General features: G+C 70.1%; 14 protein-coding genes. 10 read left to right on the forward strand and 4 right to left on the reverse strand.

The genetic code is table 11. The features are described 5' to 3' along the window. Positions 1–366 precede the first annotated feature (366 nt). From PGH47_RS10515 to PGH47_RS10525, 3 genes are all read left to right on the forward strand, one after another. Positions 367–1323, forward strand: a complete 957-nt coding sequence (locus tag PGH47_RS10515; protein ID WP_271663198.1) for a hypothetical protein — start codon at positions 367–369, stop codon at positions 1321–1323. Between the two features lie 333 nt (positions 1324–1656). Next, on the forward strand, positions 1657–2706 hold the full coding sequence (locus PGH47_RS10520; RefSeq protein ID WP_271663199.1) for a LacI family DNA-binding transcriptional regulator: 1050 nt from the start codon (positions 1657–1659) through the stop codon (positions 2704–2706). Beyond that, positions 2703–3614 carry a carbohydrate kinase family protein gene (locus PGH47_RS10525; protein ID WP_271663200.1) on the forward strand — a complete coding sequence of 304 codons (912 nt, stop codon included), beginning with the start codon at positions 2703–2705 and terminating at the stop codon, positions 3612–3614. Before PGH47_RS10520 ends, PGH47_RS10525 begins: the two co-directional genes overlap by 4 nt. Before the next feature lie 290 nt (positions 3615–3904). Here PGH47_RS10525 and uvrA read toward each other — a convergent pair whose 3' ends face one another. Continuing rightward, positions 3905–6961, reverse strand: a complete 3057-nt coding sequence (uvrA, locus tag PGH47_RS10530) for an excinuclease ABC subunit UvrA (RefSeq protein WP_271663201.1) — start codon at positions 6959–6961, stop codon at positions 3905–3907. Between the two features lie 251 nt (positions 6962–7212). On the opposite strand from uvrA, the gene PGH47_RS10535 reads away from it, so the two are divergent. The 5 genes from PGH47_RS10535 to PGH47_RS10555 all read left to right on the forward strand — a co-directional run bounded on the left by PGH47_RS10535 (position 7213) and on the right by PGH47_RS10555 (position 11546). Beyond that, complete coding sequence (locus PGH47_RS10535; RefSeq protein ID WP_271663202.1) at positions 7213–7899, forward strand: maleylpyruvate isomerase family mycothiol-dependent enzyme; 687 nt, start codon at positions 7213–7215, stop codon at positions 7897–7899. Positions 7900–7987: 88 nt separating this feature from the next. Next, positions 7988–8644, forward strand: a complete 657-nt coding sequence (locus tag PGH47_RS10540; RefSeq protein ID WP_093745612.1) for an MBL fold metallo-hydrolase — start codon at positions 7988–7990, stop codon at positions 8642–8644. A gap of 339 nt (positions 8645–8983) precedes the next feature. Next, entirely contained in the window at positions 8984–9868 is an 885-nt protein-coding gene (locus PGH47_RS10545; protein WP_271663203.1) for an ABC transporter substrate-binding protein, read from the forward strand. Then, complete coding sequence (locus tag PGH47_RS10550; RefSeq protein ID WP_271663204.1) at positions 9865–10782, forward strand: amino acid ABC transporter permease; 918 nt, start codon at positions 9865–9867, stop codon at positions 10780–10782. The genes PGH47_RS10545 and PGH47_RS10550 overlap by 4 nt, the downstream gene beginning before the upstream one ends. Positions 10783–10817: 35 nt before the next feature. Beyond that, positions 10818–11546 carry an amino acid ABC transporter ATP-binding protein gene (locus tag PGH47_RS10555; RefSeq protein ID WP_271668023.1) on the forward strand — a complete coding sequence of 243 codons (729 nt, stop codon included), beginning with the start codon at positions 10818–10820 and terminating at the stop codon, positions 11544–11546. A 101-nt stretch (positions 11547–11647) separates the two neighbouring features. On the opposite strand, the gene aroQ is transcribed toward PGH47_RS10555, so the two are convergent. Then, on the reverse strand, positions 11648–12121 hold the full coding sequence (aroQ, locus tag PGH47_RS10560; protein WP_030967234.1) for a type II 3-dehydroquinate dehydratase: 474 nt from the start codon (positions 12119–12121) through the stop codon (positions 11648–11650). A gap of 104 nt (positions 12122–12225) precedes the next feature. Here aroQ and PGH47_RS10565 point away from each other — a divergent pair, with 104 nt between their 5' ends. Then, entirely contained in the window at positions 12226–13272 is a 1047-nt protein-coding gene (locus tag PGH47_RS10565; protein ID WP_271663205.1) for a S66 family peptidase, read from the forward strand. A 98-nt stretch (positions 13273–13370) separates the two neighbouring features. Further along, positions 13371–14645, forward strand: coding sequence for an MFS transporter (locus PGH47_RS10570; protein WP_271663206.1), 1275 nt, complete (start codon positions 13371–13373; stop codon positions 14643–14645). 23 nt (positions 14646–14668) lie between these two features. On the opposite strand, the gene PGH47_RS10575 is transcribed toward PGH47_RS10570, so the two are convergent. Next, the gene (locus PGH47_RS10575) at positions 14669–15769 is read right to left on the reverse strand and encodes a calcium:proton antiporter (protein ID WP_271663207.1); all 1101 of its coding nucleotides are present in this window, start codon (positions 15767–15769) and stop codon (positions 14669–14671) included. Between the two features lie 115 nt (positions 15770–15884). Further along, positions 15885–16187 (reverse strand): hypothetical protein, encoded by a 303-nt coding sequence (locus tag PGH47_RS10580; protein WP_030967238.1) that lies wholly within the window; start codon positions 16185–16187, stop codon positions 15885–15887. Positions 16188–16298: the final 111 nt, after the last annotated feature.

Below are 16298 nucleotides of genomic sequence, written 5' to 3' on the forward strand. Positions count from 1 at the left end.
GCGTGTGTCCTGCGCCGGGAGCCGTAGGCCGATCTCCACAATCGCCAGGCGGTCGATGCCGCGGTCCGGCGTGCTTTCCCGCAGAGAACGGCCCAGCCGTCGCAGGTCTTCAGTGGCGCGCTCGGCAACGCCGACCCGGACACCGCGACTTGATGTGGACGTATCGCGACTCGGCCAGGAGTGGGCTGCTGTTGGGCATCAGGTGTTGTCGGGACTTGGTCAACACGCTTCAATGCGGGGGAACTCGGGGAACTGAACGGCGGCGTACGGATGTGAACATCCCCCGACGCCCCGACGGGGTGGCCCCGATCAGTCGCGTGAACGGTCTGACCAGCCGTTGTGCAACAACCACAGAAAGGCCCCTGCATGCCGCACGCCACACAGCACGCGGACATCGCCGCCGTCGCCTCCGCGGAACTGGACTCGGCCCTGCGAGGCGGCCCCTTCCATGCCGCCCTGCGTGCAGCGATAGCCGCCCGGGGACTCCCTCTCCAGCGCGTGCAGCACCACCTGTCCCGTCGCGGTGTGAAGGTCGGCGTCACCAGCCTGAGCTACTGGCAGCAGGGGGCCCGGCGGCCCCAGCGCCCCGAGTCACTGCGTGCGGTGCGGGCGCTGGAGGAGATCCTTCAGCTGCCGGAGGAGTCCCTGATCAGGCTGTTGTCCGAGGCCGACGACCACTCCGCCCTCCAACAGCCCGCCGCCCGCTCCTATCGCTCCCTGGTGGAGGCCTCGGGCATGCTGGAGCGGCTGCTGGCCGATCTGGACTGCCCGATCGACGGCGGCCTGCACACCCTCGCCCACCACGAGCAGGTCCGGATCGGGGCGCGCCGTGAGCTGGCGGGGCGCGAGTCGCACCACATAGTGCGGGCCCACAAGGACGGCGTGGACCGTTTCGTGGCCGTCCACCACGGCGACCCGGGGTGCACGCCGGAGCGCATGACCGTGCACGCGCTGGAGAACTGCCGCACGGGCCGGGTCCGTTGGCACCACGACACCGGTGTCCTCGTCGCCGAGCTGCTCTTCGGCACACGCCTGCGGGCCGGCGACACCTATCTCTTCCGCTACGGCGTCGAGGACGGCACGGCCGACATGTCCCGCGAGTACGCCCGTGGCTTCCCTCTCGCGGGCGGCCAGTACGCCCTTCAGGTCCGCTTCGCCGAGAACGCCCTCCCGGCTCGCTGCCACCGATTCGCCCAGCACTCGGCGGCGGCACCGCGCAGTGGCCGCCAAGGGCTGGCCATCAGCGGGCCGCACCGGTCCGTCCACCTTGTCGAGCCACGGGTGCGGACCGGGATCGTGGGCATCGGGTGGGAGTGGGAGTGAGCTGTCCTCTCGGGCGGTCGTGGCCCGGCGCCGCCTCGGGCTGTCCGCGGACTGGCGGCCACCTCGCGTCGCCCGCCGCCGGCGCCGCCTCGGGCTGTCCGTAGCCTCATCGCGCTTCGGCTTCTGACGTCGGTTCGCTGATCTCGGGAGGCCCTGGTGCGCCTCCACACCCCTCGCTTCGAAGGTTCCTGTCGATGCTTTCGGCCCGGGACGTAAACGATTGCGCAAGCGTTTACGTCCGGCCCCGGATGGGATACCTTCCCCGCCAGAAGAGAAACTGCGGCAGCCCGCGACGAGGCGCCGCGCGGAGCGACGGAGAGGGAGAGCGTCTCGATGGCGACCATGGCCGATGTCGCGCGGCGTGCCGGCGTGTCCGTAGCGACCGTCTCCCATGTGCTGAACGAAACCCGCCCCGTGCTGCCCCACACCCGCCAGGCGGTGCTGGACGCCATGGAGGAGCTCGGCTACACGCCCAACACCCTCGCCCGCTCTCTGGTGACCTCCCGCACCCGGTCCATCGGGCTCGCGGTGTCGGCGATCAGCAACCCGTACTTCACGGAGATCCTTCAGGGCGTCGAGGCCGCCGCCCTGGAACACGGCTACAGCCTGCTCATCGCCGACCCGCACGACGATCCGGAGCATGAGCGCAAGGTCGTGCAGCTTCTGCACGAGCGCCGCGTGGACGGCATGATCGTCGCGCCCTCCGCCGATCCGCGGGACCTCCTCTCCTACCTGGGTCGCCACAAGGTGCCGGCCGTCCTCCTCGACCGCGTGGTCGACGCCCCGGCGGACGGCTCGACGAGGTTCGACCAGGTCTGCGCCGACAGCGCCGAGCCCATGGCCAAGCTCGTCACCCATCTCGCCGGTCTCGGTCACCGGAGGATCGGCCTCGTCGCCGGCCTTCCCGGACTCAGCACCACCAGTGAGCGTCTCGCCGGATACCGGGACGGCCTGGCGGCCGCCGGGCTCGTACACGACGAAAGGCTCGTCGTGCACGGCAATTCCGAGTCGCCCGGTGCCGCACAGGCCACCACCGCGCTGCTGTCGCTCACCTCGCCGCCCACGGCGCTCGTCACCGCCAACAACGCGATGACCATGGGCACCCTGCGCAGTCTGCGCGACCACGGGCTTTCCGTGCCCGCTGACATCGCCCTGTGCTGTTTCGACGACTTCGCCTGGGCCGAACTGTTCTCCCCCAGGCTGACCGCGATCGCCCAGCCCAGCAGGGACATCGGCGCCCAGGCGGTGAGCGTGCTGCTGGACCGTCTCGCCGCACCGGACCGGCCCGCCCGGACGGTGCGTCTCCCCTGCACCTTCGTGCACCGCACCTCGTGCGGCTGCCCCGAACAGTCCCTGACGTCCGTGAAAGGAACCGCCTCGTGATCGTCGTCGCCGGTGAGGCCCTGATCGACCTCGTACCGCAGGGCACGGGCGCCCTCGCGAGCCTGAAGCCGGCGCTCGGCGGCGGCCCCTACAACACCGCCGTGGCCCTGGGTCGGCTCGGCTCCCCCAGTGCTTTCTGCTCCCGGACGTCCTCCGACGCGTTCGGTGAGGCCCTGCTGGACGGGCTGCGGGAGGCCGGGGTGGACGTGTCTGCCGTACAGCGCGGGATAGAGCCGACGACTCTCGCGGTCGCCACTATCGACGAGAAGGGGTCAGCCGCCTACTCCTTCTATGTCGAGGGCACTGCCGACCGGCTCTTCACGGCGCCTGCGGAGTTGCCCGCGCAGACCCGCGCGGTCTCCTTCGGCACCTGTTCGCTCGTCCTGGAGCCCGGGGCGAGCGCGTATGAGGAACTGATGCGGAGTGCAGCCGCGCAGGGGGTGTTCACCGCGCTCGACCCGAACATCAGGGCCGGGCTGATCCCCGACCCGGATGGCTACCGGGCCCGTTTCAAGAGCTGGCTGCCGTCGGTGACGCTGCTCAAGCTCTCCGAGGAGGACGCGCAGTGGCTGGGCGGCACGCCGCGAGAGTGGCTGGACGCGGGACCCGCTGCCGTGGTGATCACGCGAGGCGGTGACGGGCTGACCGCGTTCACACGGGACGGCGCCGTGCACTCCGTGCCGGGCGAGGCAGTCGACGTCGTGGACACGATCGGTGCCGGCGACACCGTCAACGCGGCGCTGTTGCACGGTCTGGCGGCCCTGGACGCTCTGTCCGCCGAAGCGCTCGTGGGACTCGATGCCGACGGCTGGACACGGCTGCTGCGATTCGCGGCGCGGGCTGCCGCGATCACCTGTTCCCGGGCGGGTGCCGAACCGCCGTACGCCTCCGAACTGGGGGACTTCTAGGAGGCATTCCGCGCTTCCTTCATTCCGCTCTTGAGGAGTCAAGGTCCTTCGCGGCCGCCTGGCTCGGGCCGCTGATGTTCCAACGGGCGGCGCCCCGCGGGGGGTTCCCGCGGGGGGGGGGGGGGGGGGGGGGCGGGGGGGGGGGGGGGGGGGGGGGGGGGGGGGGGGGGGGTTTTTGTGTGGGGGGGGGGGGGGGGGGGGGGGCTTTCCCCCGGGGGGGGGCGGGGGGGGGGGGCCGGGGGGCCCCCCCGCCCGTTTCGGTATTTCTTCGGACTCGTCGCTCGCCTGGCTCAGGCCTTGCGGGCCCGCGTCGTCTTCTTCGCGGGGGTCGCCTTCTTCGTGGCGGCAGCCTTCTTGGTTGCGCCGGTCGCCTTGTCGGTGGCCTTGTTGTTGGCCGCCTTCGTGGTCCTCGCCGTCGCCGTCTTCTTCGCCGCCGTCCTCGCCGCGACCGTCTTCTTGGCCGCCGCCTTGCGCGGGGCCTTCACAGAGGCCGCGTCGCTGATGCGGTCGGCGCCGAGGACCTCGCGCAGGAACTTGCCGGTGTGGCTGGCGGGCACCGCGGCGACCTCCTCGGGCGTGCCCTCGGCGATGACCAGGCCACCGCCGGCGCCGCCCTCGGGGCCCATGTCCACGAGCCAGTCGGCGGTCTTGATCACGTCGAGGTTGTGCTCGATGACGATGACCGTGTTGCCCTTGTCGACCAGCCCGGAGAGGACCTTCAGCAGCTTGCTGATGTCCTCGAAATGCAGACCGGTGGTCGGCTCGTCGAGGACGTAGACCGTGCGGCCGGTGGAGCGCTTCTGGAGCTCGCTCGCGAGCTTCACGCGCTGCGCCTCACCGCCGGACAGGGTCGTCGCGGACTGGCCGAGCCGGACGTAGCCGAGACCGACGTCGTTCAGCGTCTTCAGGTGGCGGTTGATCGCCGGGACGGCCTCGAAGAAGTCCATCGCCTCTTCGATCGGCATGTTCAGGACCTCGGAGATGGACTTGCCCTTGTAGTGGACCTCCAGGGTCTCCCGGTTGTACCGGGCGCCGTGGCAGACCTCGCACGGGACGTACACGTCCGGGAGGAAGTTCATCTCGATCTTGATGGTGCCGTCGCCCGCGCAGTTCTCGCAGCGCCCGCCCTTGACGTTGAAGGAGAAGCGGCCGGGCTGGTAGCCCCGGACCTTCGCCTCGGTGGTCTCGGCGAACAGCCTGCGGATGTGATCGAAGACACCGGTGTACGTCGCCGGGTTCGAGCGCGGGGTGCGGCCGATGGGCGACTGGTCGACGTGCACGACCTTGTCGACGAGGTCGTCGCCGTCCACGCGCGTGTGCCGCCCCGGGACGTTCCGGGCGCCGTTTAGCTCGCGGGCCAGGTGCGTGTACAGGATGTCGTTGACCAGCGTCGACTTGCCGGAGCCGGACACGCCCGTGACGGCCGTGAACACGCCCAGCGGGAACGAGACGTCGATGTCCTGGAGGTTGTTCTCCCGGGCACCGTGCACCGTGAGCAGCCTGGACGGGTCGTGCGGGCGCCGGATGTCGGGCACCGGGATCGCCTTCTTGCCGGCCAGGTACAGGCCGGTCTGCGACTCGGCGTTGGCGAGCAGTTCCTTCAGGGAGCCGCTGTGCACGACCTTGCCGCCGTGCTCACCGGCGCCGGGGCCGATGTCGACGATCCAGTCGGCGGTCTTGATGGTGTCCTCGTCGTGCTCGACGACGATGAGCGTGTTGCCCATGTCCCGGAGCCGGACGAGGGTCTCGATCAGCCGGTGGTTGTCGCGCTGGTGCAGACCGATGGACGGCTCGTCGAGGACGTACAGCACGCCTACGAGTCCGGAGCCGATCTGGGTGGCCAGGCGGATGCGCTGGGCCTCGCCGCCGGAGAGCGTGCCGGCCGCGCGGTTCAGCGAGAGGTAGTCCAGGCCGACGTCGACCAGGAACCGCAGTCGTTCGTTGACCTCCTTCAGCACGCGCTCGGCGATCTTCTTGTCGCGGGCGTTGAGCTTCAGTTCGCCCAGGAACTCCGCGCAGTCGCTGATCGACATCGCGGAGACCTCGGCGATCGACTTCTCCATGATCGTGACCGCGAGGACGATCGGCTTCAGTCGCGTGCCCTCACAGGTGGGGCAGGGCACCTCGCGCATGTAGCCCTCGAAGCGCTCACGGCTGGCGTCGCTCTCGGCCTCGCTGTGCCGGCGCTTGACGAAGGGGACGGCCCCTTCGAACGGCGTGGTGTAGACGCGCTCGCGGCCGTACCTGTTGCGGTAGCGGACCTCGATCTGCGTCTTGTGGCCGTGCAACAGGGCCTTCTTGGCGCGCTGCGGCAGGCCCGCGAAGGGGATGTCGGTCCGGAAGCCGAGCGCGTCCGCCAGGGCACCGATCAGCCGGCCGAAGTAGTCCTTGGTGTGGCCGTGCGACCAGGGGTGGATGGCGCCCTCGTCGAGGGACTTGTCCTCGTCCGGGACGATCAGCTCGGGGTCGACCTCCATGCGCGTGCCGATGCCGGTGCACTCGGGGCAGGCGCCGAACGGCGAGTTGAAGGAGAAGGAGCGCGGCTCCAGCTCCTCGAAGGAGAGGTCGTCGTACGGGCAGTACAGGTGCTCCGAGTACATGCGCTCGCGCTCGGGGTCGTCCTCGGGAAGGTCGACGAAGTCGAGCACGACCATGCCGCCGGAGAGCCCGAGGGCGGTCTCCACGGAGTCGGTGAGCCGGCGCTTGGCGGAGTCCTTCACCGTGAGGCGGTCGACGACCACCTCGATGGTGTGCTTCTCCTGCTTCTTCAGCGTGGGCGGGCTGGACAGCTGGATCGTCTCGCCGTCCACGCGCGCGCGGGAGTAGCCCTTGGTCTGGAGGTCTGCGAAGAGGTCGACGAACTCGCCCTTGCGCTCGCGCACCAGCGGCGACAGCACCTGGAAGCGACTCCCCTCCGGCAGCTCCAGGACCCTGTCGACGATGGCCTGCGGCGACTGGCGGGAGATCGGCCGGCCGCACTCGGGACAGTGCGGCTTGCCGATGCGCGCGAAGAGCAGCCGCAGGTAGTCGTAGACCTCGGTGATGGTGCCGACCGTCGAGCGCGGGTTGCGCGAGGTCGACTTCTGATCGATGGAGACGGCCGGGGACAGACCCTCGATGAAGTCGACGTCCGGCTTGTCCATCTGGCCGAGGAACTGCCGGGCGTACGACGACAGCGACTCCACGTAGCGCCGCTGTCCCTCGGCGAAGATGGTGTCGAAGGCCAGCGAGGACTTGCCCGACCCCGACAGGCCCGTGAAGACGATGAGCGAGTCGCGTGGCAGGTCGAGCGAGACATTCTTCAGATTGTGCTCGCGCGCGCCACGGACGATGAGACGGTCGGCCACGCCGGTCCGCACCTTTCTTGAGAGAAGTGACACGAAGGCGAGGCCCCCGTGTGTTCTCGGACTCGAGTCCCCCGTGCTTTCTCAGACTAGGGGGCGCCACTGACAACGCCGGTCCGATTCCCGGATGCGTCAACAATCCCCGACCATCCAGCATGCCCGACGCCACGACCGACCCTATAGCACGCGCATTCGATTTACGGCACTCGTTCACCACCTTCACCCAAAGGTGTGGCGGGGCTAATGTCAGCACCATGATTGATCACGCTCGTGACCTGGTGTCTGTACGTGAAGCGACCGATCGGCTGCTCACCGCAGCGGCAAAACTGGACAACGCGTCAGTGGCCGAGGCGTCACGGCTCCCCGGCTGGAGCCGCGGCCACGTCCTCGCACACATCGCCCGTAACGCGGACGCCCTCGTGAACGTCCTTCAAGGGCGTCCCATGTACGTCTCCGCCACCGCCCGGGACGCCGACATCGAGCGCGACGCCCCGCGCCCCCTCGACGTCCAGCTCACGGACGTGCGCGAGAGCGGCAGCCGCTTCCAGGAGGCGGGCGCCGTGCCCGCGGACTGGGCGCGCACGGTGGAGCTGCGCAACGGCGTCACCGACGCGGCGGCCAGGGTGCCGTTCCGGCGGTGGGTCGAGGTGGAGCTGCACCACGTCGATCTCGGGATCGGATACGAGCTGGAGGACCTCCCGGCGGAATTCGTGGAGCGGGAGATCGACTTCCTCGCGGACCGGTTCTCCGGGCACGCCGACGTTCCGCCGACCCGGCTCACGGACGGTACGCGCGCGTGGAGCACGGGCCGGGAGGCGGACGCCGCCGAGGTCACCGTCCGGGGCACCGCGCCCGGCCTGCTCGGTTGGCTCGCCGGGCGCCGCGACGGGGCCGGGCTGAGCGCGGAGGGCGGCGCGCTGCCGGCGCTTCCGCCGCTGTAGTGCCGGGGGCCACCGGCCGCTCCGCCAACGCTTTCGCCGCCGCAGCGCCTGGGGGCCACCGGCCGCCCGGCCGCTATAGGCTGCCGCCATGACGTACAGCGGACAGGTGACGGTCGGTGGCCCCGCCGACGTGCATGAGCTCAAGGACCTGATGATCACCAAGATCGCGGTCGGCCCGATGGACAACAACGCCTATCTGCTGCGCTGCCGGGCCACGGACGAGCAGTTGCTGATCGACGCCGCCAACGACGCGGACACGCTGCTCGGCATGATCGGGGACGACGGCATCGCGTCCGTCGTCACCACGCACCAGCACGGCGACCACTGGCAGGCGCTCGCCGCGGTCGTCGAGGGCACCGGCGCTCGCACGTACGCCGGCCGGGACGACGCCGACGGCATTCCGGTGCCGACCGACGTCCTGGTCGACGACGGCGACACCATCCGAGTGGGGCGCGTGGAGCTCACCGCGCGCCACCTGGTGGGGCACACGCCGGGTTCGATCGCCCTGGTCTACGACGACCCGCACGGGCATCCGCACGTCTTCACCGGCGACTGCCTCTTCCCCGGCGGCGTGGGCAACACACGCAAGGATCCGAAGGCGTTCGCCAGCCTGATCCACGACGTCGAGACGAAGATCTTCGGCACGCTGCCCGACGAGACGTGGGTCTACCCCGGGCACGGCAACGACACGACGCTGGGCGCCGAGCGGCCGCATCTGCCGGAGTGGCACGCGCGCGGTTGGTGAGCCCGAACCGGGTGCAGGCGTGGGGCCTTTGAACGAGTAGGAGCGCGGGACCAATCACCGCGCGCCCCGCGCACGCGCCCCGTGTGAAGCGTTCACACACTCTGGTGTCATGCGCGCGCTCCCGGCGCGCGTTGTTGCGCAGTCAACTGGAAGCAGCCCCGCGAAGGATGACGGCTCCTGAGCGGAAAGGGCCGCCGGTCTCTCAATCCCCGCCCTCGACCGGCGGCCCCGGCGGTCTCTCGCGCGAGTGTTCACAGGACCGCAACACCCGTTCCCAATATGCGGACATTCACCGTCGTGACCTCGACAAAGTCGACGATGTACTGTCAATCTCGCGCCATGCACCCTGCCCCTCGCGCGCTGCGCCGCGCCGTCGCCTTCGCAACGACCGCCCTGCTCGCCACCGCTCTCGGCTGTGCTCCGCAGCCGGACGAGAAGGCCGCCGACGCGCCGTCGGGTGCGGCCGGGAACACCTGCGCCAAGGGCAAGTTGGCCACGAAGGCCTCCGGCAAGCTGACCGTCGCCACCGACGAGCCCGCGTACGAGCCCTGGTTCAAGGACGACAAGCCCGCGGGCGGTGAGGGCTTCGAGTCGGCGGTCGCGTACGCCGTGGCGAAACAGCTCGGCTACGACAAGAGCGCGGTCGTCTGGCAGAGCGTCCCGTTCAACAAGGCTTTCGCGCCCGGCGAGAAGACCTTCGACTTCGACATCAACCAGGTGTCGATCAGCGACGAGCGCAAGAAGGCCGTGGACTTCTCGTCCGGTTACTACGACGTCCGCCAGGCCGTCATCGCGCTGAAGGACAGCAAGGCGGCCAAGGCTAAGAGCGTCGCCGACCTGAAGGGCCTCAAGCTGGGCGCGCAGGTCGGGACCACGAGCCTCGACTACATCGACGACGTGGTGAAGCCGACCCAGGACGCCGCCGCGTACGCCAAGAACGACCAGGCCAAGTCGGCGCTGAAGAACGGGCAGGTGGACGCCATCGTGGTCGACCTGCCGACCGCCTTCTACATCACCGCGGCCGAGGTGACGGACGCGACGATCGTCGGCCAGTTCGAGAACCAGGGCGGTAGGCCCGAGCAGTTCGGGCTCGTGCTCGACAAGGGCAGCGCGCTGACCCCGTGTGTCACGGACGCGGTGGACGCCCTGCGCAAGGACGGCACCCTGGACAGGCTCGAGCAGCGGTGGCTGTCCGACGCCGTCGATGCCCCGGTGCTCAAGTGACGGTCACCAAGGAGGAGTCCGGCCAGGAGGGAGCGGACGGCGACGGCGGCATGTCCGGCGCGGGTGACGACTACGTCCCCTCGCAGCGGCGGCTCGACCGCGAGCGCCACAAGCGGGCCCGGGCCCGCCGTGCCACCGCCATCGGCGCCCTCTCCACCCTGGTCACCGGTGTCGTCCTCTACCTGGTCGTGGTCAACGCGCCGGGCTGGCCGCGCACCAAGGAGACGTTCTTCGACCAGGAGTACGCGCGCGAGGCGTTCCCCAAGGTGCTCGAAGGGCTGTGGCTCAACGTCCGGCTGCTGCTGATCTGCGGCGCCTGCGTGCTGGTCCTCGGAATGCTCATCGCCGTCGCACGCACGCTGCGCGGCCCGGTGTTCTTCCCGCTGCGCGTGCTGGCCGCCGCCTACACGGACTTCTTCCGGGGCCTCCCGCTCATCATTAACCTCATGATCGTCGTCCTCGGCGTCCCCGCGCTGCGGCTCCAGGGCGTGACCGTCGATCCGGTGCTGCTGGGCGGTACCGCCCTCACCCTGACGTATTCGGCATACGTGGCCGAGGTGTTCCGCGCGGGCATCGAGTCCGTGCACCCCTCGCAGCGCGCCGCGGCACGCTCGCTCGGTCTCACCAACCGGCAGGCACTGCGGCACGTGGTGCTGCCCCAGGCGGTACGCCGTCAGGTGCCGCCGCTGCTGAACGACCTGGTGTCGTTGCAGAAGGACACCGGGCTGGTGTCGATCGGCGGTGCGGTGGACGCCGTACGGGCCGCGGACATCATCGTGGGCCGCAGCCTCAACTACACGCCCTACATCGTCGCCGGCCTGATCTTCGTGGCGCTGACCATTCCGATGACGCGCTTCACGGACTGGGTGACGGCGCGCATGGACCGCCGGCGCGCCCAAGGAGGTGCTCTGTGAGCGACGCAACCGTGAGCGACGCACCCGTGCTGCGCATGGAGTCCGTCCGCAAGACCTTCGGCGGCTCGGTGGTGCTGCGGGACGTCGACCTGGAGGTCGCCCCGCACACGGTGACCGCGCTGATCGGCGCCTCCGGCTCCGGCAAGTCCACGCTGCTGCGGTGCGCGAACCTGCTGGAGGAGATCGACGACGGCGCGATCTGGCTGGACGGCGAGGAGATCACCGACCCACGCGTCGACCAGGACGCCGTACGCCGCCGTATCGGCGTGGTGTTCCAGGCGTACAACCTCTTCCCGCACATGACGGTCCTGGAGAACATCACCCTCGCCCCGCGCCGGGTGCACGGGCAGTCCCGTGCCGAGGCCGAGGCACACGCGCGTGAGCTGCTGGAGCGGCTGGGGCTCGCCGAGAAGGCAGGCGAGTACCCGGACCGGCTGAGCGGCGGCCAGCAGCAGCGGGTCGCGATCGTCCGCGCGTTGGCCGTACGTCCGCGGCTGCTGCTGCTCGACGAGATCACCGCCGCTCTCGACCCCGAGTTGGTGGGTGAAGTCCTCGCCGTCGTCCGTGACTTGAAGGCGGACGGGATGACGATGGTGCTGGCCACGCACGAGATGGGGTTCGCCCGAGAGGTCGCCGACCAGGTTTGCTTTCTGGACGGAGGCGTGGTGCTGGAGCGCGGCACGGCCGAGCAGATCTTCGGTGATCCGCAGCAGGAGCGCACTCAGCGCTTCCTGCGACGCATCGTGGAGGCCGGGCGGCTGTAAGGACTGCACCGCTACGGCGGGCGGTCCTTACATCTGCGCCTCCCGCGTCCGCGGGACCTCTCGGGACATCCGCGCCTTCCCGTGTCCGCGGGCCGGCCGCGTCAGGTGTTCGCCTGTCCCGCCCCCACCAGCGCCGCGACCCGCTCCACGCCGAACACATAACCCTGCACACCGCACCCGGCGATGACCCCGTCCGCGCGCAGTGAGACGTAGGAGTGGTGCCGGAAGGACTCGCGCTTGTGGATGTTGGAGATGTGGACCTCCAATACAGGAATGCCATCGCAGGTGTTGAGCGCATCCAGGATCGCCACGGAGGTGTGCGAGTAGGCGCCGGGGTTGATGACGATCCCGCAGTGGTTCAGCCGTGCCTCATGGATCCAGTCGACCAGCTCGCCCTCGTGATTGGACTGCCGGAGGTCGATCGTGCCGCCGTGCGCGGCAGCCGCCTTGGCGCACAGGGCCTCGACATCGGCCAGGGTCTCGGAGCCGTAGATCTCCGGCTGGCGCTGGCCGAGCAGGTTCAGGTTGGGGCCGTTGAGGATCATGATCGGGGCGTTGGCCAGGGTGCGGGGCACGGTTCCTCCGGTCCGTTCGAAGTGCGGCGGTGCGTCGATGACCGCTGCTCAGACCCCGGTTTATCACGATGCACCGAGCACGCATCGCGCCCTACCCTCCGGACATGACCACGATCTCGTACCCTGCCAAGCCCTCCCCGGGCGACCGCGTCGCCGTCGTCTCGGCCGCCGCGGGCCTCCCCGGGCTGTTCCCGCTGCCCTTCGAACTGGGCCTGGAGCGGCTGCGCGAGGAGTACGGGCTCGAGCCGGTCGAGTATCCGACGACCCGCAAAATGGGCGCGACGCCGCAGGAACGGGCCGACGACATCCACGCCGCCTTCGCCGACCCCGGCATCAAGGCGGTCATCGCCTCGATCGGCGGCGACGACCAGATCACCGTGCTGCCGTTGCTGGACCGGGAGTTGATCCGGGCGAACCCGAAGCCGTTCTTCGGGATGAGCGACAACACGAACCTGCTGATGTTCCTGCGCAACACCGGGATCGTCGGTTATCACGGCGCCACCGTGATGTGCGAGCTGGGCCGTCCGGGCGCGATGCACCCGCAGACCGCCGACTCGCTGCGGGCCGCGCTGTTCACCTCCGGCGAGTACGAACTCGGGCCCGCCGAACGCTGGAACGACATCAACCGCGACTGGGCCGACCCCGCGACCTTCGACGCGGAGCCGGAGACACGGCCCGGCGCCGGCTGGACCTGGGTGAACGCCGACCGGGTGGTGGAGGGCCGTACCTGGGGCGGCTGCCTGGAGATCGTCGGCTGGCTGCTCATGGCCGACCGGGAGATCGCGCGCGACCTCTCGGAGTACGACGGCGGGGTGCTGCTGCTGGAGACGTCGGAGGAGATGCCGAGCGCTTCCGAGGTCTTCTGGACCCTGCGCAACATGGGTGAGCGCGGGCTGCTCCAGCGCTTCTCCGCGCTCCTGATGGGCCGGGCGAAGACCTGGTCCTTCGAGCGCCCCAACGGCCCGGAGGAGGCTGCTCGTTACGCCGCGGATCAGGGTGAGGCCGTGCTGCGGGCCATGCGTATGTATGCCCCGAACACCACCATCGTCTTCGACGTGGACTTCGGCCACACCGATCCACAACTCGTGATCCCCTACGGCGGCACCGTCCGCGTCGACGGCCCCGCCCGGCGCATCACCGCCACGTACTGACGAAACCCCAGCGCGCCCGCACGCCCCCGTAACCGCCGATCACGGTGGGTAGTTGACGCAGCATGCACGATGCACGCACAGTTAAGGCACCCCCGTCCATGCTGCGGCTCGCGGCCGCCTCGCTCGCCGGGACGGCCATCGAGTTCTACGACTTCTTCGTCTACGGAACCGCGGCGGCGCTGGTCCTCGGGCCGCTGTTCTTCCCGACGTTCTCGCCGGTGGCGGGAACCCTGGCCGCGTTCGCCACGTTCGGGGTGGGCTTCGTGGCACGGCCCCTGGGATCGGTGTTGTTCGGGCACATCGGGGACCGCCGCGGGCGCCGGCCGGTCCTGGTCGCCTCACTGCTGCTGACGGGGGCGTCCACGGTCGCGGTCGGCTGCGTACCGACATACGAGACGATCGGTGTGGCAGCTCCCCTGCTGCTGCTCGTGCTGCGTTTCCTCCAGGGACTGGGGCTCGGCGGCGAGTGGGGCGGGGCCGTCCTGCTGACCGTCGAGCACGCGCCGCCCGGCCGCCGGGGTCTGTGGTCGAGCTTTCCGCAGGTCGGGCCCGCGCTGGGTTTCCTGCTCGCCAACGGTGTGGTGCTGGGCCTGTCGGCGACGCTGTCCGACGCGCAGTTCGCCTCGTGGGGCTGGCGTGTGCCGTTCTGGGCCGCGGGGGTGCTCGCGCTGGTGGGGCTGTGGCTGCGGTCGTCGCTCGCCGAGAGTCCCCGGTTCCTGGAGATCGACGACCACGCGCGCGTGCCACTCACCGAGGTCGCGCGCGACCACTGGCGGCTCGTTCTGCTGACGGCGGGCGCGCTCGCGATCGGGTACGCGATCTTCTACGCCGTGACGACCTGGTCCCTCGCGTACGCCACCGAGCGGCTCGGTGTGAGCCGTGGCGTCATGCTGACGTGCATCATGGCCGCGGTGGTGGTGAAGGGCTCGCTGACACCGCTGGTGGCGATCCTCGGCGACCGGTACGGACGTCGGCCGCTGTGCCTCATCGGGTGCACGGCGTCCGCGCTGTGGATGTTCCCGCTGGTCGCGCTGCTCGCCACGGGTCAGCCGCTGCTGATGTTCCTGGGCTTCCTCGGGGCGATGCTCGCCTTCATCACGATGTTCGCCGTGATCGCCGCGTATCTGCCGGAGCTGTACGAGCCCCGGGTGCGCTGCACGGGCGCCGCGGTGGGCTACAACCTCGGCGGGGTGATCGGGGGCGCGCTCACGCCGATCGTGGCGACGGCGCTCGTCGAGCAGAGCGACGGGCGGGTGCCGTGGGGTGTGGGGGCGTATCTGACCGGGGTCGCGCTGCTGAGTCTGTGGTGCTTCACGCTGCTGCCGGAGACGCGTCCGGTGCCTGCCTCGGCTGCGGAGCCCGCCACCGGGTGACGGGCTCCGCAGTCGGGGCGGGTTCACGGATTGATCGCGAGCTCCAGGTAGGCCGCGAACAGCACCAGGTGGACGCCGCCCTGGAGCGGCGTCGCCCGCCCCGGTACGACCGTCAGCGAGCTCACCACCACCGTCAGGGCGAGCAGCACCATATGGGTGGGGCCGAGGCCGAGGACGAGCGGGCCCGTGAGCCAGACGGAGGCCAGGGCGACCGCCGGGATGGTCAGTCCGATGCTGGCCATCGCCGAGCCGAGCGCGAGATTGAGACTGGTCTGCACACGGTCACGGCGGGCGGAGCGCAACGCGGCGATCGTCTCCGGGAGCAGCACCAGCAGGGCGATGACCACGCCGACGGCGGCATGGGGCAGGTCGGCGGCGGCCACTCCGTCCTCGATGGTCGGCGACACCCCCTTGGCCAGACCGACCACGCCGATCAGGGCGAGACCCAGCAGCCCCAGGCTCACCATCGCCGTGCGCGCGGAGGGCGCGTCGGCGTGGTCGTCACCGTCGATCACGTCGCCCTGCCGGGTGATGGGGAGGAAGTAGTCGCGATGCCGGACGGTCTGTGTCGTCACGAAGAGGCCGTACAGGATCAGTGAGGAGACCGCGGCGAACGTCAGCTGCACCGTGGAGAACTCCGGGCCGGGCTTGCTCGTGGTGAACGTCGGCAGCACCAGGCTGAGCGTGGCCAGGGTGGCGACGGTCGCCAGGGCGGCGCCGGTGCCCTCGGGGTTGAAGACGGCCGTGCGGTGCCGCAGCGAGGCTACGAGCAGGCACAGGCCGACGATGCCGTTGCAGGTGATCATCACGGCCGCGAAGACCGTGTCGCGGGCAAGGGTGGCGCTCTTGTCGCCTCCGTCGACCATCAGGGTCACGATCAGGGCGACCTCGATGATCGTGACGGCGACGGCGAGGACGAGGGAACCGAAGGGTTCGCCGACGCGGTGCGCGACCACTTCGGCGTGGTGAACGGCGGCCAGGACGGCACCCGCGAGGACCAGCGTCACGACTGCGACGACCGCGCCGGGCAGGTCCCGTCCCCAGGTGAAGGCCAGCAGGACGACCGCGAGCACCGGGACGAAGTACGTCCAGCCCGTCGCGAGCGACCTGAGCCGATCGATCATGGAGCGATCGTCGCAGAGGGGTTGAGGGTTCGCATTCTGGTCCGTGTGGTTGTCAGGACGGTGGTCGGGCGGCCCCGCGCCCTCGGGGTGCGGGGCGCCTGTGCTTCTTATGTCGCTACGCGAAATCGGTCATCTCCTGTACGTCGCAGTCCGTGAAGGACGGCGGCCTCGTGCACAGCGCGGCCATCTGCTCCGCGAACTTGGTCGTCTCGGGGTCGTCACTGTTGCGCATCGCGTCCTCGTGGGAGTCGAACTCGATCACCACGAGGTAGCGGTTGGCCTGGGCCCGGTCCTTGATGACGAGGCGCCGTGTGGGACCGCCGTCGCGGCCCGCGAAGCGCTGTTCCGTCTCTCGGGCCAGCTCCCGCATCTCGTCGATGCGCTCGGTCTCGAAGTCGATGATCTGTACGAACTTCATGGGTGCGTCCACAGGTGCCTCCACCCCCGGCCGTGGTGTCCCCCGGCGAGGACATCCAGCACCCAAAGAAGCACCGGGAGCGGTGCTCGGCAATTCGCTGAGCACCACTCC

The organism is Streptomyces sp. HUAS 31, assembly GCF_028198125.1.
GTDB classification, from domain to species: domain Bacteria; phylum Actinomycetota; class Actinomycetes; order Streptomycetales; family Streptomycetaceae; genus Streptomyces; species Streptomyces chartreusis.